This window comes from Streptococcus sanguinis, assembly GCF_900635155.1.
Classification (GTDB): domain Bacteria; phylum Bacillota; class Bacilli; order Lactobacillales; family Streptococcaceae; genus Streptococcus; species Streptococcus sanguinis_G.
Genome location: NZ_LR134002.1, coordinates 662,836 through 685,930, shown reverse-complemented (window position 1 = coordinate 685,930; position 23,095 = coordinate 662,836). Strand labels below are relative to the sequence as shown.

Sequence of the window (23,095 nt, the reverse complement as noted above, 5' to 3'; positions counted from 1 at the left end):
AATCAAAAAAACCGGAAACAAAGTCCGGTTCTTCTGATTTATTTCCTAAACGTCAGGACATAAAATTTTCCGTCCCAGAGGAGTTTCAACTCCTTCTCCTTAACCCCTGCCGGTATAACGGCCTCTAAAAAGATGAGAATTTTTCAATCGTAATTCACCTGACTGCCTATCTATATCTTTTGCTAAACCATAGGCTTTATAGAGGACTAAAAGACTAAAAGCAAGCTCAAAAGCTAGAATTATCCGACCCCAATAAGTCTGATTCGCTGGCAGATTCCACAAGAAATGTAAAACAAAAGGCAGCATAACACAAAATAGGCCATAAGCAAATACAGATTGATTCTTCTTATGATAATGTAATATCAGTGCAAGACCGAAAGTAAGCAAAGATGTATATAGCCCGTGAGACATAAAAGCCGGAACTAAACGGCTTATGACTTGTGATAGAGAATCAGCCAAACCACGGTCTACATTATTAGCAATCCAAACAAATTGTTCTTGAATTTCAAATCCTGTACCCGCAGCATAGCCCAGCAGCAATATTGATTTTAGATTTTTTACTGGAACAAAGTAATAGGCGAAGACTACTGCTAGAAGTTTGGCAGGCTCCTCAATAGGCGGAGCAACAACAGAGTCCTGAATGATATTCACCCAGGAAGTCTTAGGAAAGTTACTTTCTAATAAATAAGTCAGTCCCCTATCAGCCGTACTAGATAGAAACTTCGACAGGAAAAGTCCGCCTATCAGTGCTAATAAAATAGCTGCCAAGGGGGTCTGCCATTTTTTAGCCAAAAGAAAGAGCAAAAGAAAGACTGGAACAATATAGAAAATTTCTAATAAACTAGCTACTCCCACTATCCCATAATCAGTACCTGACAAACTATAGGAGATATAAGGTTCTGTAACGACTCCTAGTCCAAGTATCACTAGAAAAAAGTAAATAAAAAGAATAAGTCTTTTCTTCATTCCTTTACCCCCATTCTGAAATCAAGGAAATGGTTGTTACCAATGTTTAAGTCTTGTTTTCGATCAAATTTTTTGGCAAAATGAAAAGCTTCGTAAAGAACAACTAAACTGAAAGAAACTTCAAAAGCAATCATAAGGGGACTGAAGGATAATTGACCGTTTGGCAAATTCCATAGAAAATGCAAAACAAAAGGCAAAATGAAACAAAATATTCCTTTATAAAATACTGATTGATTCTTCTTATAATAAAGTAGCATGAGTATTAAGCCAAAAGCCGTTAAAGCTGTATAAAGCCCGTGAGAAGTCAAAGCTGCGAAAATTCTCCCCAGAGCCTGAGAAATGGAATAAGCCAATCCTTTATCTAAATTTTTAGCAATAAAAGTGAACTGCTCCCTAATCTCGAATCCTGTCCCTGCCGCATAGCCTAGCAACAGTATAGATTTTATATTTTTCACAGGCATAAAATATATTGCCCAAACAACAGCTAATAACTTGACTGGCTCCTCAATAAATGGGGCTACTAAAGAATCTTTAAAGATATTAAAGAATGAGTGGCTAGGAAAAGTTGACTTTAACCAAGCAAAAATGCTCTCATCACCAACTATAGCAAAAAAACTGGATAAAAATAAGCCACCTACAAAAGCTAGCCAAAGAGCAACAGAAGGTGTTCGCCATTTGCGAGCCAAATAGGCCAATAATATTATAATAGGAACAATATAGAAGAGTTCAAGCAGACTCACTACACCAACAATCCCATAATCTTTTGCAGACAAACTATAAGATAAGTAAGGATTCATAGATAATCCTAACCCAAGACAAATCAAGGATAGGTAGCTAAATAAGACAATATTTTTCCTCATAAAAAGCCTCCTTTTCAAGAAAAACTACAAAAAGACTTATTCGAAAACGAATGATTATCATTTTTTTGCTTAAAATTCATCGAATTTATCCTCTTGAAAATAATGTAGTTGACTGCTTGTAGATCAGATTCTTAAAATCAACCGTCAAAAATTTTTGAATGAAATAGTAAAACATCTTACTAACTTCATTCTAGCAAAATATTAAAATTTTAATCTTACATAAATCTTACGTTCCAAACTTATAATCTTACAATATTGTAAGATTGCAAACATAAGTAATTCTAATATAATCTGTCATTTCATTTCCGGTGTCAATTTATTGTAAAAAGTTTAAACTTTCTTTAATCCCTCATATTAAATATTCTAGAATACAAACATCAATTATTTTTCAAAAAATTTGCAGTTATTTTTTTCATACAATATTCCTTTCTAAAAAGTATGATATTAGCCCTAAAATCATTTCTCTATTTGAAGAACATCAAAAGGGCACCCCCTATTATGCAAAAAGAAAGATAACCTTTCTGTAACCTAACCTGTCATTTCAGCTTTTAAACTTACATTTTTATCACTTAGCATGAAGGAATATTTTTCTAACAATTAAACTGTGTCGAATGTTTCTTTTATTCAGAATCAAAAAAACCGGAAACAAAGTCCAGTTCTTCTGATTTATTTCCTAAACGTCAGGACATAAAATTTTCCGTCCCAGAGGAGTTTCAACTCCTTCTCTTTGACTCCTGTCGGTATAGCGGCCTCAATTTCTCCTAAATCAACAGTAGCGTCCTTAAAATAGTCCTTGCTGAAGTGGTTCTTCTTATATTGCTGGTCCACATAGTCTGCTGTCTCGTCTGAAATCATAATCTTAGTTCCTGGCTTAGCCACCCGCAGCATTTCCTGCATGGCCTTGGCCTTATCACTAAAGAAATTAATTCCACCGATATGATAGACGATGTCAAAGCTATTATCTGCAAAAGGCAGGTCCTCTGCACAAGCATGAAAGAGTTGCAGATTGGTCTTCTTGGCACAGGATTTCTGACATTTTTTCAGCATGCCTATGGAAATATCTGCCCCAACAAAGTCTAGGCTTTTCAGGTCAATATTCTCAGGAATGTAGCGCAGGTCTTGACCAGTCCCGATAGAGACATAAAGGACGGATAAATGATCCTTCCATTCTATTTCTGCCATCTGGTTCTTTCTCAGCTTGTCAATTGCCTTGCCATGGAGAAGTGGCCCTATCCATTTTTCACCAAAATCATACCAGCGAGCCAAGCGATTGTACATGGTCATATACTTGGCATTGTCCCCTGAGACATAGTCCGGATTCAGCGCCAGATAGATGTCCCCATCTTTTTGAAAATCCTCTAACTTCAAACCTGGCTTCAGCTTCTCTTGAATTTTTGTATCTGTCATATCTTCTGTCTCCTTTTTCTATTTGCCATTTATTATAGAGGATTCTGAGCTAAAAACAAGAGTTTTTCCGTAAGTGGCTGCCCTGCATGAGTAACTGGAAGAAATTGCTCAGTAAGCTGCAAAAAAGCTAGTCCAAAATAAGCAAACAAAAAGAAGATAAAGCATTCTGCTCTATCCTCTTTTTCTTTATTTGCTCAGTCGAATCTTTCGGTAAAGTCCTAAAAGGGTTAGAACTACTAGACCGCCAAGAACCAATTCAATATTTTCGGCAGAGCCAGTCGCAGGAAGAACTTTTTTAGATTTTCCTTGACCGTCTGCTGCTTTATCAGAATCAGATGATTGATTTGGCTTAATACCGCCTTGAACTGCTTTATCAGGGGTACCAGGTTCAGCTGGTGCCGCTTGGTCAGTAATGAACAACTTACCGTCTGTATATTCTACAGCATTGCTATTAGCGTCTAGAACTGTTACAGTGCCATCTTCATTAACTTGGAAGATAATATCTGTCACAGCCAGATAACCTGTCGGAGCCGCTTCTTCATGGAAGGTGTAAATACCCGGCTCTAAGTTGATTTCTTTAGATTTGTCAGCTTCTGAAGTCCAAGATGCGACAGGACTGCCCTTGCTTTCCCGTCCCTTGAAAATCTGAATCTGAGCACCGGCAATTTCCTCACCAGCTAGGTTGACCTTGCTGAAGGTTACCTTTTTGTCCCCAGGAGTTGGCATTTGCTTGTTAACGACATTGACTGCAACCATTCTACTGTCTCCAGAATCTCCAGAAGCAGGACTGCCGACATTCAGCGTTTTACCAAAGTCTGCTGGACTGATCGTAATATCCTCTGTCAGACGGTCATAACCAGCCGGAGCAGTCGTTTCACGCAGGATATAAGTGTCGCGTAGAAGATTACCAACTTCCGCATTCCCATCCGCATCTGTCGTGATTGTGCCAACCACCTTATTGGTCGCTTTCCGCACCACTTCAAAGACTGCACCGCTCAGAGAAGCATTAGACTCATCTGTTTTGTGAACCTTCACCTTGAAGTTATAGCCTTCTGACTTTCCGCCAGCAATTTGATAAGAGTACTCGTTGGTGACAGACACTGTCTCGGTATTGTTGTAGTTCATGGTAGCCTTATTTCCTACAACTTCTCCATCAGCCAAATCGTAGTCAGCTAGTGTCTTGTACTCAACTAGGTAGCCGAATCCTTCTACATCACCGAAGTTGATTGTCAAGCTATCACCTTCAGCGCCAAAGGTCATCTTAGACTGGAAGTCTGCTGTTACATCTTCAGTCGAATCACGCGCCCAATCTCCATTATTCCAGCGCCAAGAAACCTTATAAACTCGTACAGAGTCTTGAACAATCTTAGCGTTTGTATCACCCAGCTTGTCCGTCACAGAGACATTTTTGTAGTTGCCCATGTTACGGTTAATGGCTACATTGTAGCGGATTTCATTTTTAGCATCGGCATCCCACTGAAAAGCACTCTTTTCTAGCAGAGATTCATACTTTTTCGGCGGCCCATTATAGTGAATGCTACCGGCCGGAATCCTATTATTGCCCACCGTGAAAGTAGTTGGAATATCCCTTTCCTCTGTGACGACCACATGGTCAATCCGCGAATAGAAGAAAAACTCGCCTCTGACACCAGACTTCTGCTCCACATAGTCAGTGTATGTCAGTGTGATGGTCTTGGCATCGCTATCCAGGACTCCATTAGCTACCAGAGCTCCGTTTTCATCCTTTAGCTCAATAGCTGAAGAATTCCCAAAGGTAAATTCATTCGGTAAATGAATCACCGTTGTATCACCCGCATGGGCTTGGTTGTCTGGCAGGGCAAACTTAGCATAGACACGGAAGGTCTGCCAGATATCCACACCATTGGTCAGCTGCTCACCAGAGTTAGTGGTGAGGTGCATCTCAGTGATAACATCATTGAGTTCCGCCGCCTGAGCCTTAAGGGTTCCGGCTAGGAAAGGCAGGAACACACCTAGACAGAGAATGATTAGCTGAAACCATACTCTCAGTTTTTTATTCATGCAATCTTCCTTTCTCACAAGTAAAATTTGTTTAAAAGTACAGCGTATTGACAAGCCAGTTGAACACGCTCTTTTCATGTTCTTCTGCCTTTTTGACAAACACTGGAAAGACAATACTAATTCATTGTACCATATTGGCTATTAAAAAACTATAGGAATGCTCACAGGGTTTTATCATAAAAAGGAGAAAGAAGATGTTAGTCTTCTCTCTCCTTTATGGTAAGCAAAACAGGCCAAATAATGAATAGATAAGCTGAAATAATTGAACAAATTCAGCTCTTCTATTTTGACCAAAAAGTCAATCTTTCTGTGACGCACTGGAAGTTGCATCTACTTGATTCTGATGTATTTCTTCTTGTTTGGAAGAATTTCTTTCCGTCTCATCTGAAGTGTCGGGCTCTTTCTGTGTATGCCCGCAGGCCGTTAAGATAAAGACAGAAATCAGAGCCAGAAACAAGCTCCCAATTTTCTTGAACCTAGACATACGAGTCCTCCATTTATGCGAAACTTGATGAGACTAGCACTCCGCCAAAAATGCCTGCACAGTCTTGACATCTTCTGGACTACCGCCTTGGTCAATATCGCAGATATGCTGGAGCCCATATTTTTCGATAATCAAGGCAGTCGCCCCGCAGAAAGTCCGACCATGTTTAACAGAGTCACCATTGTTAACAAAACCTTTAATCAGCCCAGGATGTTTCTTGATAAAGCGTTTGGTAGACCATGGAATTTTCCCAGCACCAGCATTTCGAGTAATGAGAATACAGGGCTCTTCAAGTTTCTCCTTGATGGTCTGGGTCGGATAGCCCAGTGATTCTGCAAATCGTTTTCCAACACCAGTATTTGAATCATAAACTACAATCATTTTCATCACCTATTTTCTTAAAAAAAGGATAGCAAACCAAGCCACAAAGCCTAAAACCACGACATCTGAGATGAGCATAAGCATGAACTCTAAATCTGGCATCATGTGAATGTACATCAGCAATGACAAAGTTGTCAAAGCCAGTGCCGTCAGCTTAGCAACTGCCGGCAAGCCCGGAATCAAAGCTGCTCCGATTAGGACAATGATGAGACCTCCGACTAAAAATGACTGAAAATCCACACTCAAACTAAAACCAACTGTTACACCGCCATAGCCAATGGTCAAAAGACCAATCAGCACCATACAGATACCCAAAATAGCCAATCCGCTCATGGCAAATCCTCCTTGCTTATTCATTCTTTTCCTCACTTTCTGCTTTTGAATGAACATTTCCAAATATTCATTCAAAGCCTTCTAAAAAATATTCCACTTTATCTAATTAAGTTGCTTTCCATTTCCGAATCACAGGACATAACCCATCACCTCCTTCGTTTATGAATGAATAACTTCAAAAATTCATTCACACCTATTTCTAAGAAAAGGAATTTCCTCTATTTGGAAAAAATCCCCTTAACAAAATATTTCACTAAAGTCTCAAGACTATCGAAGTAGCCTGAAAATTCCTGCTCCGTGACATGCATGTCTATGTAGTAAATCAAGTCATAAACCTTCATGATCTCAGCTATTTTCTCTTTCGAAAAGCCCTCTTCCTGCAAGCGCTGGCTGAAGGTCTGAATCAGAAACTGATGAAAGGCATTGGACGCTCGGCCGGAATCCTGATTATAGTAATCGTGCAGAATCTGAGAAATGCCCGGCTTGTTCCACTCAGCCAGAATTTTATTGGGCGAAATCAATTCAAAAGTGACTGCAAAAAGCTGTTCAATGATTGCCTCGGGCTCGCCCTGCCAGTCTACGCTTTGCATGATTCCCTCACGTATACGGCTATTTTCAGTTACATAAACCTCCAAGAAGATAGCTTCCTTGGACTCATAATACTTGTAAAAAGATCCGACAGCCATCTGGCTTCTCTTGGCAATATCAGAAATTCCAGCTGCCTTATAGCCTTTTTCTGCAAAGACTTCTCTAGCCGCAGCCAGGAGCTCATTTTTTTTATCCATTTCCACGCCTCTTTTGTGAATGAATTATATTTTGTGTTCATTCATATTTTAACACAATCTTGCCACTTGTCAAGCATTTATGCTATACTATACAAAAAAGATAGTTTGCTAATCAAATTATTTTTTTAGATTATATTTTGGAGGTTGAGCTATGCTCAAGGAAAGACGAAACCAGGGTATCATCGCCCTACTGGTAATTTCTCTTATTTTTCTAGTTGTTGCTGCAGTAATGGGCTTTATCCAATACCAAAAGGTCAACACCAAGACCGCCTATGACCGAAATAGCGAGTCGGGAGCAGATTCAGCAGTCTATGCTGAAGTGTCATATATTTTCCCAGAGGCCCTGATTGAAGTAGAAGATAATACTCAAGTTTGGCTGGTTGCCTACCAAGACGGATATGTTGGTCTGCAGGCTAAAAAAGGGGACAAGCAGATTGCCCAGCTCTTGGAAAAAGAGAAAAAGGGCGAGCTGGAAAAAAATCCTGTCCGAATCGTTGGCTCCTATGTTAATGCTAACTCCCCTAAAAAAAATCAGGGATATATCTCTAATTATGGCAGCCTCGTTCGCGGTCTCCTAGCAGACAATCCCGAAGTCATCACAGTAATGTCAAGCAGCTCCTATATCTCTATCACTGAATTTGAATCTGACAATCTTGCATTCATGTTCTACATTCTGTTTTTGATTGGACTCTGTGTTTTCTTTGTCGTTATAGGAATTATCGGCCGCAAGAAAAATATCGCTGCCTACGAAGAAATCTATGCAGCCTATCCAGAGGCCAAGGACAATCTCAATATCCTGCTGGAGCAAGCATCTTTCCACGATGATGTGCTGAAAATTGCTGTTTATAAAGACCATCTCATTACCTACTATCGAGGTTTCAAGGCAATTGATCTCAAACAGGTCGTCCATCTCTACCACCACATTCTCACCATGCATCGCGGCTTCGTTGCTTCAAACAGAAACTCAACCTTAGTTGCTGTTAGAAACAATCAAAAGAAATACCAAATGCCCATTAAGAACATTGGTAAAACAACAGACACTAAACTCCAGTCAACCTTTGACTATCTTTACAACCACTTCCCTCATATCCGATTGGGAGTGTAATAGCACATAAAACTCAAGCTAGAAAATCTAGCTTGAGTTTTTTAGATACAAAAAGACAGGAGCAGGATACAATCCAGCTCCATTTATTTTTATGATATGCTTGTCAGAACGTTTTTCAGCAAGTTACTTGCCTTCTTTTTCCTTTCTGCGCTTAGCCAAGGCGCTGTTAATCTTCTTGGTCTTAAGATTTGTATCCAAGTAATGAAAGAGCCATAAAAAGAGATAAATCAGAATAAAATCCAGCCAGAAATGCCAGTTGGCAATTAAAAATCCCCAGTTATTGTAGACCATGAAGCAGCATGCCAAGACTGCGACCGCAGCAAAATGCAGCAAAACCGAGACTGAAAAAGAGAATCGGTCTTCAAGAGTTTTTAACATTGAGCTGATGATCCCAATCAAACCGCTCATCACCATGACACTGATGATATTACTTGTTGTGGGCGGATTTTTTTGAATAGAGAGGGCAAGGACAATCAGATAGACTGCACTCCCTGTCTGGATGCCCATTAATATAGCGTGTAGACATTTTTTTATACTCATCACTTACCTCCTAGATTCCCAGATATTCCATCAAGAGTTTGACATAACGACGGCTGACTTCGGTCTTGATTTGATTGGTCAGCTTGGCCGTCATATTGCCAGAAAAACTGTCAGACAAAGACTCCAGATGGTCAATATTGATGACAGCATGCCGGGAAACCTGGATAAAGTTCGAGCTGCTAATCCGCTGCTGAAAGCGAGTCAAGGTCTCTGTCGTCTGGTAAATGCCTTCTCTGCTGTAAATCATCAAAGTTGTCTGGTTGATGTCTGCTAGGATAATATCTTCAGTCTTCAGCATGATAAGCTTATCGTCCGACTTGATAGGCAGGACACCACTTGGCCCAGCCTTGTACTGCTCTAAATAATCTAAGATAGCCTTGGCTTCAGCCGCTAGCTGGTCTGCCTTGACCACAACCAGCGGATCCTGAGATGAAATGGTTGGATCTGTTTCAAATTTTGCTTGCAAGAGGAAGCTCCCTATTCACATTCTATTGTAGTTTCAGCCGGCGGATGGCAATCATATTTTGCACCATCCAAATAAGCGCTATTGCAACTAAAACTATTCCAACTATATAGAAAGTTTCTGTCCTTGTCAAGAGCTCCTGCCATTCAATGCGAATTCCCATTGTTTTTTCGAAAGCTGCTTGCGGCTGGCTGTTATTGGCAAAAGTATCTGCTAGACTTTCCTTCATGAGAACCTGTCTGAAAAGAGAGGCCATATAGTTAGAAGGCGTAAGCTTCATTAGATTTTGTGCCATATTCGGCAAGGTTCCAATGGGGATATAGGTTCCCACTAGAAAACCAGATGTAGCTCCGACTACTGTCGCCAATTTCCCCAGACTATCCACTGATTTGAAACATTGAACAATCAGAGCATTTATCAGTGTGGCTAAGAGACTGTTCAAGAGCATCAGAAACATCAGGTAAGGAAGACTCCCCCATTCAAAGGAAACTTTATCCTCCAGCGTAAAATAGCTGAGCATAAAGGCAAACATAATGACCTGCATCAAAAAGCCGATAATAACAGAGCTGACAAGATAACTAAGCTGCAATCCCCATGGTCCCAAGTCTGTGATAAAGAGGTCGTCTGTCACCTTCCGCTCCCGGTCTTCGACCTGCCGAGAGAAAGCTGCCAATGTGGTCGTTAATCCTGTAACTGCCAATACACCGCCAATCAGCCACAAGTCCATCAGCTGGCTGGAATGAGCTTTGTAATTATTTTTCAAAAAAACGATATAAAGCACAAAGGGAATAATCGCTCCGAAGAGGGACAAAATTACCCCACTGCGGTTTCGGAAATAAAGTAAAAAATTACGTTTTATCAAAGCGAGCATATTAGCGTACCTCTCTTCCTGTCAGTGCCATAAAGGCATCGTCCATGGTTCCGGGTTGAAATTCAAATTGTTCGATATAGGGACCAGCCTGAGCCAATAAGGTCAGTGCTTCTTGAGTCGTTTTAGGGTGGAGGATAAATTCTCCCACCTTGACTTGCTCCCAAGCGCAGCCTCTTGGCAAACTTTTCTCTAAACCTACTGAGTCTTGACTCAAAATCCGTAAGGCATTACGGGCATAGTTTCCCTTAATCTGGTCTGCAGAGCCTTGGGCAATGACCTGACCATGGTCTACGATATAGATCTTATCCGCATCATCAGCTTCATTGAGATAGTGGGTTGTCAAGACAATGGTCATCTGCTCTTCTTTCTGAATTTGCTTGAGCAAACTCCAAATACTCTCCCGAGTCTGAATGTCCAAGCCTGTGGTCGGCTCATCCAGAAAGAGCAGGTCGGGACTATTGAGTAGGGCTCGCGCAATGTCCACCCGACGCTTTTGACCACCGGACAGTGTCCCATAAGGCTGCTTGGCAAAGGCTGATAATCCCAGCTGAGAGACCAAGCGATCGATTCTACCTGCCGGCATCTCCTTGTACTGCTTGGCTCTGATGGTCAGATTTTCCAAAACCGTCAGCCGGTCGTCCAATACACTGTTTTGGAAAACCACACCCAGCCTAGGCTTTTCAGCATAGCAAATCTGCCCGGATGTCGGCTGCAAGAGCCCTATCAGCATCTGAATAGTTGTCGATTTTCCTGCACCATTAGGGCCTAGAATAGCTGTAAAACTGCCTCTCTCAATCTGAATATTCAGATCATTGACAGCCACCTTATCGCCATAAACCTTGCTTAGATTTTTTGTTTCTACTAACATGATCTTTTCTCCTGTCCTTAACTTCTGAGACTATGATAGCAAGTCTTTTTTGAAAAATCTCAGCTTTTTGGACAAGCGGTAAAATCAAGGAGATGAGAGGTGAAAATCCAGACGTCAAAAAATCCCCGACCATTCGGTCAGGGAAGTTTATTAGCGGCGACAATCTTGCGGTAACTGCGTGAAGTCAGAAGAAAGACCAGAATATAGGTCAGGAGGAAGACACCGCAAGTTGCAAGTGTTGTCTGAATCAAAAGAGGAAGATTGGTCACACCTAGTAGGGCAACTATCAAGCGCAACATGTGAAAGACCGCTGCTACATGTAGAAAAGCAAAGATGAGAGGTAGGAAGAAAACAGTCAAAATCTGCTTGCGAATGGTACTTCTAGTCTGCTTTTCATCTAAACCAACTTTTTGCAAGATGATAAAGCCATCGCGATCTTCATATCCTTCAGAGATTTGCTTGTAGTAAATCACGAGAACAGCTCCTAGAAGGAAGATAACGGAGAGGAAGACACCGATGAAGAGCAAGGTTCCAGTAAGTTCTTGATAGCTCTTTTCTGCACTATAACGGTCACTAGCCATTGCGAAGCTACCATCTTGAGCTTGTTCCTGATCCAAAGTGTCCCTCAACCCCAGTTGGACTTGCTCTACAAACTTTTTACTGCCCTTAGTCTCTGAAGCAACTCCAATGTAGTAGTAATGATCCACATCGAGATTAACCTCTTTGACATCATTGACCACCATATAGAGCCCCTGTTCCATGGTCACATCGTTCGGATTAGGGATTTCCCCATGCGTGAAATTCGACGATAAAAGCTGCTTAATCTTCCAGTCCTTACCATTCACTCGGAGTGGCTTGTCCTTATTTAAGGAAATATTTTTTCCATAGACAAGAGTTTCATCGTCTGCCAGGTCTATCTTTTCCCCTGTCATTTTTTCATAATCCTGACGATTGATAACTGTAATCGTGCCGGCAGACTTGGTCAAGATACTTGTATCTGACTCTAGCTCTCTTTGCATTGGAACTGTCACATCATTACCAGCCAGTTTCGTGACGAAGGCTGATTGGTAGAGATAGGTAGTATAGCTTGGCTTCTTCAGACCTGAGTCCTGAGCTACTTGCTGGACCTTGTCCAACAGAGCCTCCTTCTGATCGGTCGATTTCGGCAAGACGACGCTGACATTGTAATCCTTTGGATGCAAGGTAGTAATATAATCCTGACCTCCAACATAGATATTGATTGTACCAACCAGAGTCACTAAGAGCATGGTAGATAGAATGGAGATAGTTGCCAATCCTGCTGCATTTTTACGCATCCGCGAGATAAGATTGGAAACAGAAATGAAATTCTGCGTTTTATAGTAGTAACCTTTGCGCTTTTTGAGAAATTTCAATAGTGTAATTGAACCTGCATTAAAAAGCAGATAGGTTGCTAGGATAACCATGATCACGGCTATAAAGAAATTGCCGATAGCAGCGACAGGCTTGGTAACGGTCAAAGCCATATAATAAGCCACACCCATGAGCAGGAGACCCAGCAAGGTTTGCAGAAAAAGGAAGCGTCCTTTCTTCTCGCCTGCTTTCTTTTCCTTCATTAGGTTAAGAGAGCTATAGCGTAGAAGACGCGTAGAGTTGAGCAACAAAATCACCGCAAAAGCGACACCCAGACTAGCTAGAGTCATCCAGGCGTTCTTCCATTGGAAGGTCGAGGCAAGAACTGCCGGCATTCCCATCAATTTCAAAAGGACTGCGTAGAGCATCTTATCTAAAGCTAGGCCAGACAAGATACCCAGACCAACTGTAAGTAGATAAAAGACACAGAGTTCAAAGAAGGTCATGACTAGCAGATGCTTTTTCTCCATGCCCAGTAGACTATAGACTCCCAACTCTCGGGAGCGGTTTTTCATAACGAAGCTATTAGCATAGGTGATAAGGATAAGGACGGCAATCTGAATGACATGGATACCAAACTGCAAGGTCATGCGAGCAGCTGCACCGCCATAAGAGGTCTCCATGTTGGGGCTATGAGCCAGTGAGATAAAACTATACAAAATCGCTGTTGCAAGTACCGTCGCCAAAGCAAATGGATAATACAAACTGCGATTTTTAACCAGATTGGACAAAGCCAGTTTACTCGTTAGTTTGAACATAATTGCCCACCTCACTTGCCATAACTGTCAGAGTATCAGAAATCTCTTGGAACATCTGCCGCTCGGTTTTGTCACCGCGGAAGATTTGATTATAGAGAATCCCATCCTTGATAAAGAGCACCCGCTTGGCGCGGCTAGCCGCTGCCGTTGAGTGGGTCACCATGAGAATGGTCTGACCGCGGGCATTGATGTCGTCAAAGACATCCAGCAACGCAGCCGAAGACTTGGAATCCAAGGCTCCCGTCGGCTCATCCGCCAGCAGAATCTCAGGGTCTGTGATGATGGCCCGAGCTACTGCAACCCGCTGCTTCTGACCACCGGAAATCTCATAAGGAAACTTCTCTTGCAGCTTGTTAATCCCCAGCTCGTTGCAAGTCGTAACCAGCTTTTGCATCATCTCGGTAATGGGACGACGAGAGAGAACCAGAGGCAGGAGAATATTATCCTTGACCGACAGAGTATCCAGCAGATTGAAATCCTGAAAGACAAAGCCTAATTTCTCCCGGCGGAAGCTGGAAGCTTGGCTGTTTTTGATGGTTGCTGTGTCAGTTCCGTTGAGAAAGACGCGGCCCTCAGTCGGCTTGTCCAGCATGGCTAGGATGTTGAGCAGGGTGGATTTCCCAGAGCCTGACTCCCCCATGATGGCGACATATTCACCTTTTTCTACCGTAAAGTGAATGTCTTTCAGTGCCTCTACTTGGCTGCCCTGAAAGCGGGTTTTATAAATTTTTTTCACATGCTGTACGTCTAATAATGTCATCTTGCTTCCTTTCTGTCTAGCAGGCACCTATCAAAGCCCTGCTTTTAGCAGTATTTATGAACTGCCTCCTAATTGATAAGTCTATTTTATCTCAATACCAAACGCCCAGCCATAACCTAAGCTTACATTTTAAAGTGCAATCTTACACTTTTGTAAGATGAGATGGGCTTTATTTTACCCAAAAGGCAATCAAAGCAATTAGCCAAAGGTGGGCTGGATAGAAAATATAGAAGAAATATTTGCTCCACTTGCTGCTGGATCCTCGCTCACCATTATAGAAGTGCAAGAGAGGAAGAACACTGATAAAGAGCCAGTCTGAATTATAGAGCAGCATCGATAGCGTGTCCTGCAAGGTTGGATAAATTTGAATACTCATGGCAAAGAGAACTCCCGCCCAAACTACATAGGACAAGTTTCTGAAAAAGACTTGATTTCTAAAAAGGTAGGTCAAGAGCATGAAAGGAAGCAAAGCCATGCCGCCTTCGCTAAAGAGAAGTCCCGCCAGCAAGACCAATACTCCTGCCGCTATCCGCAAACCACGCTTCTGCTCCTTAGCAGCTCGGCCATTGTCAGAAAAGCCAAAGAAAAGACTCAGCATGAGGACCCCGCAGGCCAAGGTCAGGAAGATATTGTGAGTGAGGTAGATGCCCTTTTCCTGAAAGAGGAGCGTCAGGATACAGTTTCCTGTCTGCATCAGGGCTGCCCAAAAGAAGAGCCGCATATTATAAGCCAGGCGGTTGCGAGTGTGGAGAAAACCTTCCACTGCCATGAAGGCAAATGCTACTCCGACACAGCGGGTTAGGGCATGCAAGATGCCATCCCAGCCGTCCGGCACCAGCCCTGGTATCTGGCTGATATGGTCAAAAATCATAAGAAATGCCATGAAGAGCTTCAACTGAAAAGCATTCAAACCTTTTGATTTCATTTTTCTGTCTCCTTCTTATTTCTTGCCTCTATGATAATAAAAAAGAAAGGCCGGTACCATAACCTAACCTTTCATTTGCTAGTTTTATTCTTACAATTTTGTCACTTTTAAAAATCATGCAGGAGCATCCGTCAAAAATAGCACAAAACCTAGTGGCTTTTATGCACACTTTCAGCGGTCTGCAACTGTCCTAGAAAGCCTTTGACTGCCTTTCTGTCTGCTTCCGTTCCAGAGCCCTCTATGTTACGAATATGGCGAAGACCATACTGCTCCACTATCTTATCCGTCGCCCCGCAAAAGGTCCGCGGATAACGCTTCTGATTGCCATTGATGACAAAGCCTTTGATTAGATGTCTGTACTTTCTGATGAAGCGCTTGGTCGTCCACGGAATCTGCCCTGCTCCGCTATTTCTGCTGACTAAAATACAGGGCTCCTCCAGCTTTTTCCAGACTGACTGGCTAGGCAGTCCCAGACTTTTAGCAAACTTTTTGCCCAAACCAGTCAGACTATCATAAACCACTACTAGCAACTTTCTTCCTCCTACTCAAAGATCAATTTCTTCTCAGGAAAGGCGATGGAAACCGTCGTTCCCTGACCAACTTGAGAGTCTATAGCAATCTTGTGTCCCAGCTGATCAGCAATTTTCTTGGACAGATAAAGACCTAAGCCTGATGACTGCTGGGTCAGACGACCATTGTAGCCTGAGAAACCGCGCTCAAAAACCCGCAGCAAATCAGCATTTTGAATCCCCAGACCCGTGTCCTTGATATAGAGGCTGCCTTCATGAAAATAAATCTCTATGCTGCCTTCTTTGGTGTATTTAAGACTATTAGACAGGACCTGCTCTAAAATCACTAGAAACCACTTTTTATCAGTGACAATCGTGTGGTCTAGATCATGAAGATTGAGACTGAGTCCTTGCTGAATAAAGAAAAGAGCGTATTTCTTGACCACTTCCCTGACCAAATCAGCCAGATTTTCCTGCTTCAGAACTAGATCATCATGGAAGCTTTCCAAACGGAGGTACTGGAGCACCAGATGAACGTAGGACTCAATCTTAAAGAGCTCCTGCTCCAACTGAGACTTGGTTTCCTTATCCTTCAAGTCTCCAATCAAGAGCGAGCTGGCAGCAATAGGTGTCTTGACTTGATGAACCCAAAGAGTATAGTAGTCCAGCAAATCATTGTATTTTTCCTGCTCAACCAAGAGCTGATTCTTCTGTTCGTACTCCAGCTCTTCCACTCTTTCCTGCAAGAGCTTTTCTAGAGGAGTCTGAGCCTGAGCGGAGACCTGTAGCTTCTGGCTGCGATAGCTCTTAAAGGCCGTCCAAGCATCTGCTCCGATAAACAAGAAAGACAGAAAAGCTAACAAGAGCGCGACATATTCGAGCAGACTGCGGTAAGTATCAAAGACAAAGGCAAAGAGCAGAATAAAGCCTAGCAGCAGAATCAGCAGAGCTAGAAAAAATCGCCGCGAATAAAGGTAAGATTTAAGAAAGAAAAATTTATCCTGTGTGTCCATTGATGAGACCGTATCCTATTCCTTTTTTGGTTTCGATGAAATTCTTCAGTCCGTGCTCTTCAAGCTTCTTACGCAGGCGAGCGACATTGACCGATAGGGTATTGTCATCGATGAAAAAGTCACTATTCCAGAGTTCCTTCATCAGATCATCACGCGCCACGATACCATCCGAATGCTCGAAAAGAACCCGCAAAATCTGAAATTCGTTCTTGGTCAAGGTCACCACTTTCCCATCAAAGACCAGATCTGTCGACTTGAGATTGAGAATGACACCCTGGTGTTCCAGGAGACTCTGGTCGTTTCCAAACTCATAGGAACGACGCAGCAAGCCCTGAACCTTAGCCAGAAAGACATTATTGTCAAAAGGTTTGGTCACATAGTCATCTGCCCCCATATTGATAGCCATGACAATGTCCATAGACTGATCGCGGGAAGACAAAAACATGATGGGCACTGTTGAAATCTTGCGGATTTCCTGGCACCAGTGATAACCGTTAAATAAGGGCAGGCCAATATCCATCAGCACCAGATGCGGCTCCTCACGGACAAAGATAGTCAGCACATCCATAAAGTCTTCGACTGCTACCACCTGAAAGCCCCATTGTTCTAGCATTTTTTTAATCATTTGACGGATGACTGGATCATCTTCTACTAGTAAAATCTTGTGCATCTTTCCCTCCCGATTTCTTGCTAGTAACATTATACCAAAAAATACGATTGCTTGTTTATCATCCTCAGTCTGAGGTAGGATTTTTCTGGAAAAGTCAAAATCTCTTAGAAAAATATGCTATACTAACTAGTAGAAATTGGAGATAAACCATGAGCAATATTTTTACTTACCTTGAAGAAGTTCAGCATGACAGCATTTATGATAGACCATTTAATGAGTTGGACCTGCTAATTCTGACAGAGCTGACCTACTTGCCTTTTGAGCAACTGGTGCACGAGGACATGTCCCCCTACTGCGACTGCCGATTGCTGGATTTGGCCAATCAAGTACCGCGCGACCTCTCCATGATGGTCAGCAAAAACCGACTAAAACTGCTAGATTCGGCCGCAGCCTCTACCCGCTTTAAAAATCTAAAACTGATGGGCTATGTCAATGACGTTGACCAAGATATCCAGAAGCAATTCGCTGCCTTGATTTTCAAAATCAAGCCTGATACCTATGTCCTGGTCTTTCGGGGTACGGACGACTCCATTGTCGGCTGGAAGGAAGACTTCCACATGACCTATATGGATCAAATCCCTGCTCAGAAAATGGCCGCCCGCTACCTGCAGAAGGCCTTAGAAAATCTACCCGGCAACTTTATCCTAACCGGTCATTCCAAAGGGGGAAACCTGGCTTCTTATGCGGCCAGTCAGATGGTTGCGTCGCTCCAAGACCGCATTGAAGCCATATACAGTTATGACTCTCCCGGCCTCAATCACTCTGTCACCGAAAGCGATGGCTATCAGGCCATGGTAGAAAAGATGAAGCGATACCTGCCTCAAAACTCCATCATTGGCATGATGCTGGAAACACCTAAGGAAGCTAGGATTGTCAAAAGCAGTGGCATCGGCGGCTTTGCCCAGCACGACACCTTTTCGTGGAAGATCAAGGGGAACTCTTTCCTATTGCTGGATACACTAGATGCAGAGAGCCTGCAGATAGACAAAACCTTTAAAAATTGGGTGAGCACCGTTTCAGATGAAGAACTTAAAGACTTTTTCGATCTCTTTTTCGGACTGATTTTGGATGCTGGTATCCAGTCTGTCGACGAACTGTCCAATGTTGAAAACTTTAACAAAGTTCTCGAAATCCTGAAAAATGCTCAATCTCTAACAGACCAAGAACGTGACATGCTACTACGCTTGTCCAAACTTCTACTGGATATGCGTGTCCAAAGCTGGAAAGACTCCATTAACTTGCCTAAGCCTTCTGCTATTGGCAAGGATATCCGAGAAAACCTATCACGCTGGAGCAAGCAGTTGCCTTTCGGCCAGTCTGAGACTGACAAAAAGGAAGACACTGCCGCAGAGGTTCAAGAGTAAAATCACAAATCTCTTCTATAGCTTGGCTAAGGGAAGACTTGACATATCCATACCAAAAACAAAACAAGCTCTTATCTTGACAGCTTGTTTTTTCTTTGTTAGAATGTAACAAATTCATTTACAACTAAGTAGTGATAAAAATCAGAAAGGACACCATCATGAAATCTATCAAAGGAATCGCCCTTATCGCTGTTAGCATAATCCTGACCATCTATGCTTGGGCTTCAGCTGGAATGACCAACTTTATTGTACCCGGTCTGGCCTTGACCACCCTTTCGCTGACCTTTTTACTTGCGACTCGGAACGCCCTTTTGGAAAATTGGTTCCATGGCATCGAAAAGATGTACGTCTATCATAAGTTTACAGCTATCTTTTCCGTCGTCCTACTTGCTCTCCACAATGTTGCTATGGGTGGCAGTCTCTGGGGCTCTCATCTGGCAGCCCAACTTGGGAACGTCGGCATCTATCTATTTGTCAGCATTGTTCTGGTGGCCTATCTTGGCAAGCACATCAAATATGAGGCTTGGCGCTGGATTCATCGCTTTGTTTATTTGGCCTATATCTTTGGTCTCTTCCACGCCTATATGCTGATGGGCGGTCGACTCCTAACACCGACCTTGCTAGGTTTCGTAGTCGGATTCTACGCTATCATCGGTTTAGCTTCTGGCTTTTACATCATCTTCCTCTATCAAAGTTTGGCCTTTCGCCATCTGGGAAAAATTCTGCAAGTCAAGCGACTGAACCACGATACCGTGGAGTTGAAGATTCAACTCAGTCAAAAGTTAGACTACCAGTACGGTCAGTTTGCCTTCGTCAAGATTTTCCAAGAAGGATTTGAAAAAGCGCCACATCCCTTCTCTATCTCTGGTGGTCATGACAATATCGTCTACTTTACTATTAAGAAATCTGGCGATCACACTAAGAAACTTTATGACAAGATCCAAGAGGGAACCAAGGTCACTATTGACCGAGCATACGGCCATATGATTCTTGAGCAAGGCCAGGAAAAGCAAATCTGGATTGCTGGTGGGATTGGCATTACTCCCTTCATCTCCTATATCCGTGAAAATCCTAATCTGAATCGTCCAGTCAGCTTCTACTACGCTTATACTGGAGCTGAAAATGCTGTTTACCTAGATCTCCTCAAAGACTATGCGGCCAAGAATCCGCAGTTTGACCTTCATTTGGTCGATAGCAAGGTCTCTGGCTATTTGGACTTCAAGAATTATCCTTTGGACGACAAAACTACCGTCTTCATGTGCGGACCTGTCAAGATGATGGATAAACTAGCCAACGAATTTAAAAAGACCAATCCTAAAGCAGATCTGGTCTATGAAGGCTTTAAATTTAAATAAAGAGTATAAAACATCAGGAGCAACAATAAGGTTGCTCCTGATGTTTTATTGTCTAGTAATGGATGGAGCGGAATCAAGATACAGCTTCGAAAGTCTACCTAATTCGGAAGAATCTTCTCCAGAGAATAAGGACTAATTTCAATCATCAATCTTACTGTTTTTTAGGCATGTTTGAAACAAACAGATAAGACATTTTCAAAACATTTACCAGTTTATCGCGTTTTTCTTTTACGCTTTGCAGGAACGGGTCCCGTACTTCTGTCGGAACTTCTAAATCATCTGGACCAAACTGAGATAATTGATCACTAAGAGTCTGTTTTGATTCTTCAAAAGCTTTCAAAGCTGTTTCCGCTTCTTTGTCAAAATCAGCTCTTTCAGACTCAGGGAGTTTTTCTCTAATTTCTCCACTATATTTGATGTAATTATCCGCAAGCTTATTATAGACGGTTTTTAAATCACCAATTGTTGTTGCGTTAGCGATTTCTTCGTCTGTAACCAAGACAAAGTCAGGTGTTTCTAGATTGGCACTTGACGAAGTACTTGAGCTGCTTGAGTTACTTTCTTTACTGCTTGATTTTGAAGACTTTTTAACTGAGCTAGAAGCAGCCTTGCTTTCTGAAGATTTAGAAGTAACGGATGAATGATTATTTGAACATGCTGCTAAGGTAACTGCTGCTAAAAAAACCACGCTGGCTGAAAAAATCTTTTTCATTTTTATCTCCTTAAATAATAAGTAATTTCATTATAGAATAAAACTAATGAGCTGTCAAAAATCCGACTATTTTTTAAAGAAATCAAAAATTCCCATTTTTTCCTCCTTGAATTAATTTGAAAACAGTATAGCATAAAAAATAAGGAATTACTTTTATGATAGAAGGAAATTTGTTTTTGCTTTTTATCGTTTTTCGATATATTTTTCTTGAAATACAATAAAAAATAGATTATAATAAGAATAAAAGGAAAAGAAAATCTACTGCCGGCTGATTTTCGATAGAGGTAAGCATCATGAAAAAGATTGAATTAAAAAATAACTCTTTACTCAAAGATATTGTTACTCTATTAAACCTTATCATAGTGGGTTATGCTGCTATTCTGGTGTTTCTTACTATCCTAAGTGTGATTTCTTACACCGGTCTTTCCGACAGGTTGGGAATAAAGCTCAATGTTCAATTTCTGCCCTCAGTTGATTTTTCAAATTGGTGGAGTATTCTAGCCTTTGTTATAAATCTTCTCACAGCTTCTTTGACTATTTATCTCATCTATCTTGCTCGTAATTTCATCAAAAATTTGATTGGTGGAAAGATTTTTGATTCATCGAATACCCAACTAGCCAATCGGGCATGGAAAGTCTTTCTGGCTCTGACCTTTCTTTCCGTTAAAGTTGCTGCATCAGGCAATCCCATCACCCTCCCCTTCTCTTTTAACGCCAGTGTGAGCTTTACACCTCTCTTGGGCGCTCTGATTATTTGGCTGATGATGAAAATTCTAGAAAAGGGGATTGATATAGCTGAAGAAAATGAATTTACCATCTAGGAGGCTGCTATCATGATTATCGTTAATCTTGATGTCCAGCTGGCCAAGAAAAAGATGAAACTGGGAGAACTGGCCGATATCATCGGTATCACCAACGCCAACCTTTCCATTCTCAAAACGGGCAAGGCTAAGGCTATCCGTTTTAGCACCCTCAATGCTATCTGTCAGGCCCTTGATTGCCAGCCCGGAGACATTCTAGAATTTACAGATGATGAAGAATAAAAAAACTCCCGTCCTAGCCAATTTCATTTAGCTAAGGATGGGAGTTTTGCTTTTCTATTCAATCATTTGTGTTTCGGCTAGTTTCTTATACCAGTGAGCGGATTTCTTCGGATAGCGTTCCTGCGTTTCGAAGTCTACGTAGAATAAACCGTAGCGTTTTTCATAACCGTTAGACCAAGAAAAGACATCCATCAGAGACCAGATAAAGTATCCCTTGACATTAGCCCCATCCGCAATCGCATCGGATAAAACTTCCAGATGCTGCTTGACGTAGTCAATGCGAGCATCGTCGTAAACTGTATTGTCCACAAATTCATCTTTATAACCCAGACCATTTTCTGTGATATAAATCTTCTTGTAGTTTGGATATTCTTTCTTAATCCTCATGATCTGATCATAAAGACCTTGCGGATAGATAATCCAATCCCAATCAGTTTTTGGTATATGGGTTGGAGATTCTCTGCGCCCTACACCCTTAATCTGGTACTTGGAGCTTCCCTTTTCGCCTTTTCCGTTATGGATAATTTCTGTTTCACCGTCAAAGTCGCGCATCCAGTCACTCATATAGTAGTTGATGCCAAGGAAGTCATTAAGATCTTTAGCTGCTTCTAAAGCCGCAAAGTCTTCATCTCGCAGATCCAGCTGGCCACCATTGACCTTAAGGATGTGATTTACACCTGCCAGAGTCACATCTGAATAGTGTCCCAGATAAGTTGCATCTAGGATAAATTTGTTATGAATAATATCTTCCAATTCTGCCGCTCTGACATCTGCTGGATTTTCTGGATCATAAGGATATTTTGTCGGAAGTGCATGAACGACACCGATTTCACCCTTGTAGCCCTTATCCTTATATAGCTTAACGGCACGGGCATGAGAGACCATCATGTTGTGATGGGATTGGAAAACCTTGGCCAAGTCATACTGGATACCTGGGGGGAATTTTCCAACTAAGTACTGGCCGTCTCCAATGGGTCCAATTTCATTAAAAGTCGTCCAATAGCGAACTTCTGGAAATTCTTCAAAACAGAAAGCCGCATAGTCCACAAAGTGCTCAATGTTGTCCCGATTGAGGAAATCGCCATTTGAATGAAGAGCCTCTGGTGTATCAAAGTGGTGAAGGGTCACAAAAGGTTCTACATGACGCTTGTGGCATTCTGCGAAAAGATTATGGTAAAATTCAACACCTTTTGGATTGACCTCGCCATAGCCTGTCGGGAAAATCCGTGACCAAGCAATGGAAATCCGAATCCCATTGACGCCATACTCTTCAGCCAATTTCAGATCCACAGGGTATTTATGGTAAAAGTCACTGGCAGGTTCTGCCGTGTACCAGTAGTTATCCTCTAGGTACTTATCCCAGGCAACAGGTCCTTTTCCATCTGTGTGGGTTGCTCCCTCAGCTTGATAGGCCGCTGTTGCACCACCGAAAATAAAATCTTTAGGTAAGCTTTTTGTCATCTTATTTTCCTTTCAATAGCATTTGAGGTG

25 protein-coding genes and 1 pseudogene are annotated in these 23,095 nt (G+C 42.0%); 5 read left to right on the top strand and 21 right to left on the bottom strand.

What is annotated here, in order from left to right; genetic code table 11:
- Positions 1-38: 38 nt before the first annotated feature.
- From ELZ47_RS03520 to ELZ47_RS03475, 9 genes and pseudogenes are all read right to left on the bottom strand, one after another.
- Positions 39-128, bottom strand: a pseudogene (locus tag ELZ47_RS03520) (SAM-dependent methyltransferase); the annotation flags it as partial.
- A complete protein-coding gene (locus ELZ47_RS03515; RefSeq protein WP_125332524.1) occupies positions 100-966 on the bottom strand; it encodes a PrsW family glutamic-type intramembrane protease in 867 nt (288 codons plus the stop codon). The gene ELZ47_RS03515 and the pseudogene ELZ47_RS03520, both read right to left, overlap by 29 nt.
- Positions 963-1,826, bottom strand: coding sequence for a PrsW family glutamic-type intramembrane protease (locus tag ELZ47_RS03510; RefSeq protein WP_126435273.1), 864 nt, complete (start codon positions 1,824-1,826; stop codon positions 963-965). The genes ELZ47_RS03515 and ELZ47_RS03510 overlap by 4 nt, the downstream gene beginning before the upstream one ends.
- Positions 1,827-2,492: 666 nt before the next feature.
- Complete coding sequence (locus tag ELZ47_RS03505; protein ID WP_126435272.1) at positions 2,493-3,233, bottom strand: class I SAM-dependent methyltransferase; 741 nt, start codon at positions 3,231-3,233, stop codon at positions 2,493-2,495.
- 186 nt (positions 3,234-3,419) lie between these two features.
- The gene (locus ELZ47_RS03495) at positions 3,420-5,273 is read right to left on the bottom strand and encodes a SpaA isopeptide-forming pilin-related protein (RefSeq protein WP_164549547.1); all 1,854 of its coding nucleotides are present in this window, start codon (positions 5,271-5,273) and stop codon (positions 3,420-3,422) included.
- A gap of 298 nt (positions 5,274-5,571) precedes the next feature.
- Complete coding sequence (locus tag ELZ47_RS03490) at positions 5,572-5,757, bottom strand: hypothetical protein (RefSeq protein ID WP_072074358.1); 186 nt, start codon at positions 5,755-5,757, stop codon at positions 5,572-5,574.
- A 33-nt stretch (positions 5,758-5,790) separates the two neighbouring features.
- The gene (locus tag ELZ47_RS03485) at positions 5,791-6,147 is read right to left on the bottom strand and encodes a class Ib ribonucleoside-diphosphate reductase assembly flavoprotein NrdI (RefSeq protein WP_197715327.1); all 357 of its coding nucleotides are present in this window, start codon (positions 6,145-6,147) and stop codon (positions 5,791-5,793) included.
- Positions 6,148-6,495: a hypothetical protein gene (locus ELZ47_RS03480; RefSeq protein ID WP_126435269.1), complete on the bottom strand. Its 348-nt coding sequence runs from the start codon at positions 6,493-6,495 to the stop codon at positions 6,148-6,150.
- A gap of 194 nt (positions 6,496-6,689) precedes the next feature.
- On the bottom strand, positions 6,690-7,256 hold the full coding sequence (locus ELZ47_RS03475) for a TetR/AcrR family transcriptional regulator (RefSeq protein WP_126435268.1): 567 nt from the start codon (positions 7,254-7,256) through the stop codon (positions 6,690-6,692).
- A 151-nt stretch (positions 7,257-7,407) separates the two neighbouring features.
- Between ELZ47_RS03475 and ELZ47_RS03470 the strand changes: the two genes are divergently transcribed.
- Positions 7,408-8,361: a hypothetical protein gene (locus ELZ47_RS03470; protein WP_126435267.1), complete on the top strand. Its 954-nt coding sequence runs from the start codon at positions 7,408-7,410 to the stop codon at positions 8,359-8,361.
- A gap of 123 nt (positions 8,362-8,484) precedes the next feature.
- Here the strand turns inward: ELZ47_RS03470 and ELZ47_RS03460 are convergent, their stop codons facing one another.
- The 10 genes from ELZ47_RS03460 to ELZ47_RS03415 all read right to left on the bottom strand — a co-directional run bounded on the left by ELZ47_RS03460 (position 8,485) and on the right by ELZ47_RS03415 (position 17,130).
- Complete coding sequence (locus ELZ47_RS03460) at positions 8,485-8,901, bottom strand: DUF3021 domain-containing protein (RefSeq protein ID WP_126435266.1); 417 nt, start codon at positions 8,899-8,901, stop codon at positions 8,485-8,487.
- A 10-nt stretch (positions 8,902-8,911) separates the two neighbouring features.
- Positions 8,912-9,367: a LytTR family DNA-binding domain-containing protein gene (locus tag ELZ47_RS03455; protein ID WP_125340999.1), complete on the bottom strand. Its 456-nt coding sequence runs from the start codon at positions 9,365-9,367 to the stop codon at positions 8,912-8,914.
- A 22-nt stretch (positions 9,368-9,389) separates the two neighbouring features.
- Complete coding sequence (locus tag ELZ47_RS03450; RefSeq protein ID WP_002931252.1) at positions 9,390-10,235, bottom strand: ABC transporter permease; 846 nt, start codon at positions 10,233-10,235, stop codon at positions 9,390-9,392.
- Between the two features lies 1 nt (position 10,236).
- Positions 10,237-11,103 carry an ABC transporter ATP-binding protein gene (locus ELZ47_RS03445; RefSeq protein WP_126435265.1) on the bottom strand — a complete coding sequence of 289 codons (867 nt, stop codon included), beginning with the start codon at positions 11,101-11,103 and terminating at the stop codon, positions 10,237-10,239.
- A gap of 137 nt (positions 11,104-11,240) precedes the next feature.
- Positions 11,241-13,253 (bottom strand): ABC transporter permease, encoded by a 2,013-nt coding sequence (locus tag ELZ47_RS03440; protein ID WP_126435264.1) that lies wholly within the window; start codon positions 13,251-13,253, stop codon positions 11,241-11,243.
- Positions 13,234-14,013 (bottom strand): ABC transporter ATP-binding protein, encoded by a 780-nt coding sequence (locus ELZ47_RS03435; RefSeq protein ID WP_002899832.1) that lies wholly within the window; start codon positions 14,011-14,013, stop codon positions 13,234-13,236. The genes ELZ47_RS03440 and ELZ47_RS03435 overlap by 20 nt, the downstream gene beginning before the upstream one ends.
- Before the next feature lie 169 nt (positions 14,014-14,182).
- Positions 14,183-14,938 carry a TraX family protein gene (locus ELZ47_RS03430; protein WP_126435263.1) on the bottom strand — a complete coding sequence of 252 codons (756 nt, stop codon included), beginning with the start codon at positions 14,936-14,938 and terminating at the stop codon, positions 14,183-14,185.
- A 149-nt stretch (positions 14,939-15,087) separates the two neighbouring features.
- Entirely contained in the window at positions 15,088-15,468 is a 381-nt protein-coding gene (locus ELZ47_RS03425; RefSeq protein ID WP_164549545.1) for a class Ib ribonucleoside-diphosphate reductase assembly flavoprotein NrdI, read from the bottom strand.
- A gap of 11 nt (positions 15,469-15,479) precedes the next feature.
- The gene (locus tag ELZ47_RS03420; RefSeq protein ID WP_126435262.1) at positions 15,480-16,460 is read right to left on the bottom strand and encodes a sensor histidine kinase; all 981 of its coding nucleotides are present in this window, start codon (positions 16,458-16,460) and stop codon (positions 15,480-15,482) included.
- Positions 16,444-17,130 carry a response regulator transcription factor gene (locus ELZ47_RS03415; protein WP_032906647.1) on the bottom strand — a complete coding sequence of 229 codons (687 nt, stop codon included), beginning with the start codon at positions 17,128-17,130 and terminating at the stop codon, positions 16,444-16,446. Before ELZ47_RS03415 ends, ELZ47_RS03420 begins: the two co-directional genes overlap by 17 nt.
- A 149-nt stretch (positions 17,131-17,279) precedes the next feature.
- Between ELZ47_RS03415 and ELZ47_RS03410 the strand changes: the two genes are divergently transcribed.
- Both ELZ47_RS03410 and ELZ47_RS03405 read left to right on the top strand, forming a co-directional pair.
- Complete coding sequence (locus ELZ47_RS03410; protein WP_126435261.1) at positions 17,280-18,494, top strand: DUF2974 domain-containing protein; 1,215 nt, start codon at positions 17,280-17,282, stop codon at positions 18,492-18,494.
- 158 nt (positions 18,495-18,652) lie between these two features.
- Entirely contained in the window at positions 18,653-19,849 is a 1,197-nt protein-coding gene (locus ELZ47_RS03405) for a ferric reductase-like transmembrane domain-containing protein (RefSeq protein ID WP_126435260.1), read from the top strand.
- A gap of 151 nt (positions 19,850-20,000) precedes the next feature.
- On the opposite strand, the gene ELZ47_RS03400 is transcribed toward ELZ47_RS03405, so the two are convergent.
- On the bottom strand, positions 20,001-20,561 hold the full coding sequence (locus ELZ47_RS03400; RefSeq protein WP_126435259.1) for a hypothetical protein: 561 nt from the start codon (positions 20,559-20,561) through the stop codon (positions 20,001-20,003).
- Positions 20,562-20,854: 293 nt separating this feature from the next.
- Between ELZ47_RS03400 and ELZ47_RS03395 the strand changes: the two genes are divergently transcribed.
- Positions 20,855-21,382: a DUF2975 domain-containing protein gene (locus ELZ47_RS03395; protein WP_125353263.1), complete on the top strand. Its 528-nt coding sequence runs from the start codon at positions 20,855-20,857 to the stop codon at positions 21,380-21,382.
- 12 nt (positions 21,383-21,394) lie between these two features.
- Positions 21,395-21,604, top strand: coding sequence for a helix-turn-helix domain-containing protein (locus ELZ47_RS03390; protein ID WP_002894739.1), 210 nt, complete (start codon positions 21,395-21,397; stop codon positions 21,602-21,604).
- 54 nt (positions 21,605-21,658) lie between these two features.
- Here ELZ47_RS03390 and lacG read toward each other — a convergent pair whose 3' ends face one another.
- Positions 21,659-23,065, bottom strand: coding sequence for a 6-phospho-beta-galactosidase (lacG, locus tag ELZ47_RS03385; RefSeq protein WP_126435258.1), 1,407 nt, complete (start codon positions 23,063-23,065; stop codon positions 21,659-21,661).
- Positions 23,066-23,095 lie beyond the last annotated feature (30 nt).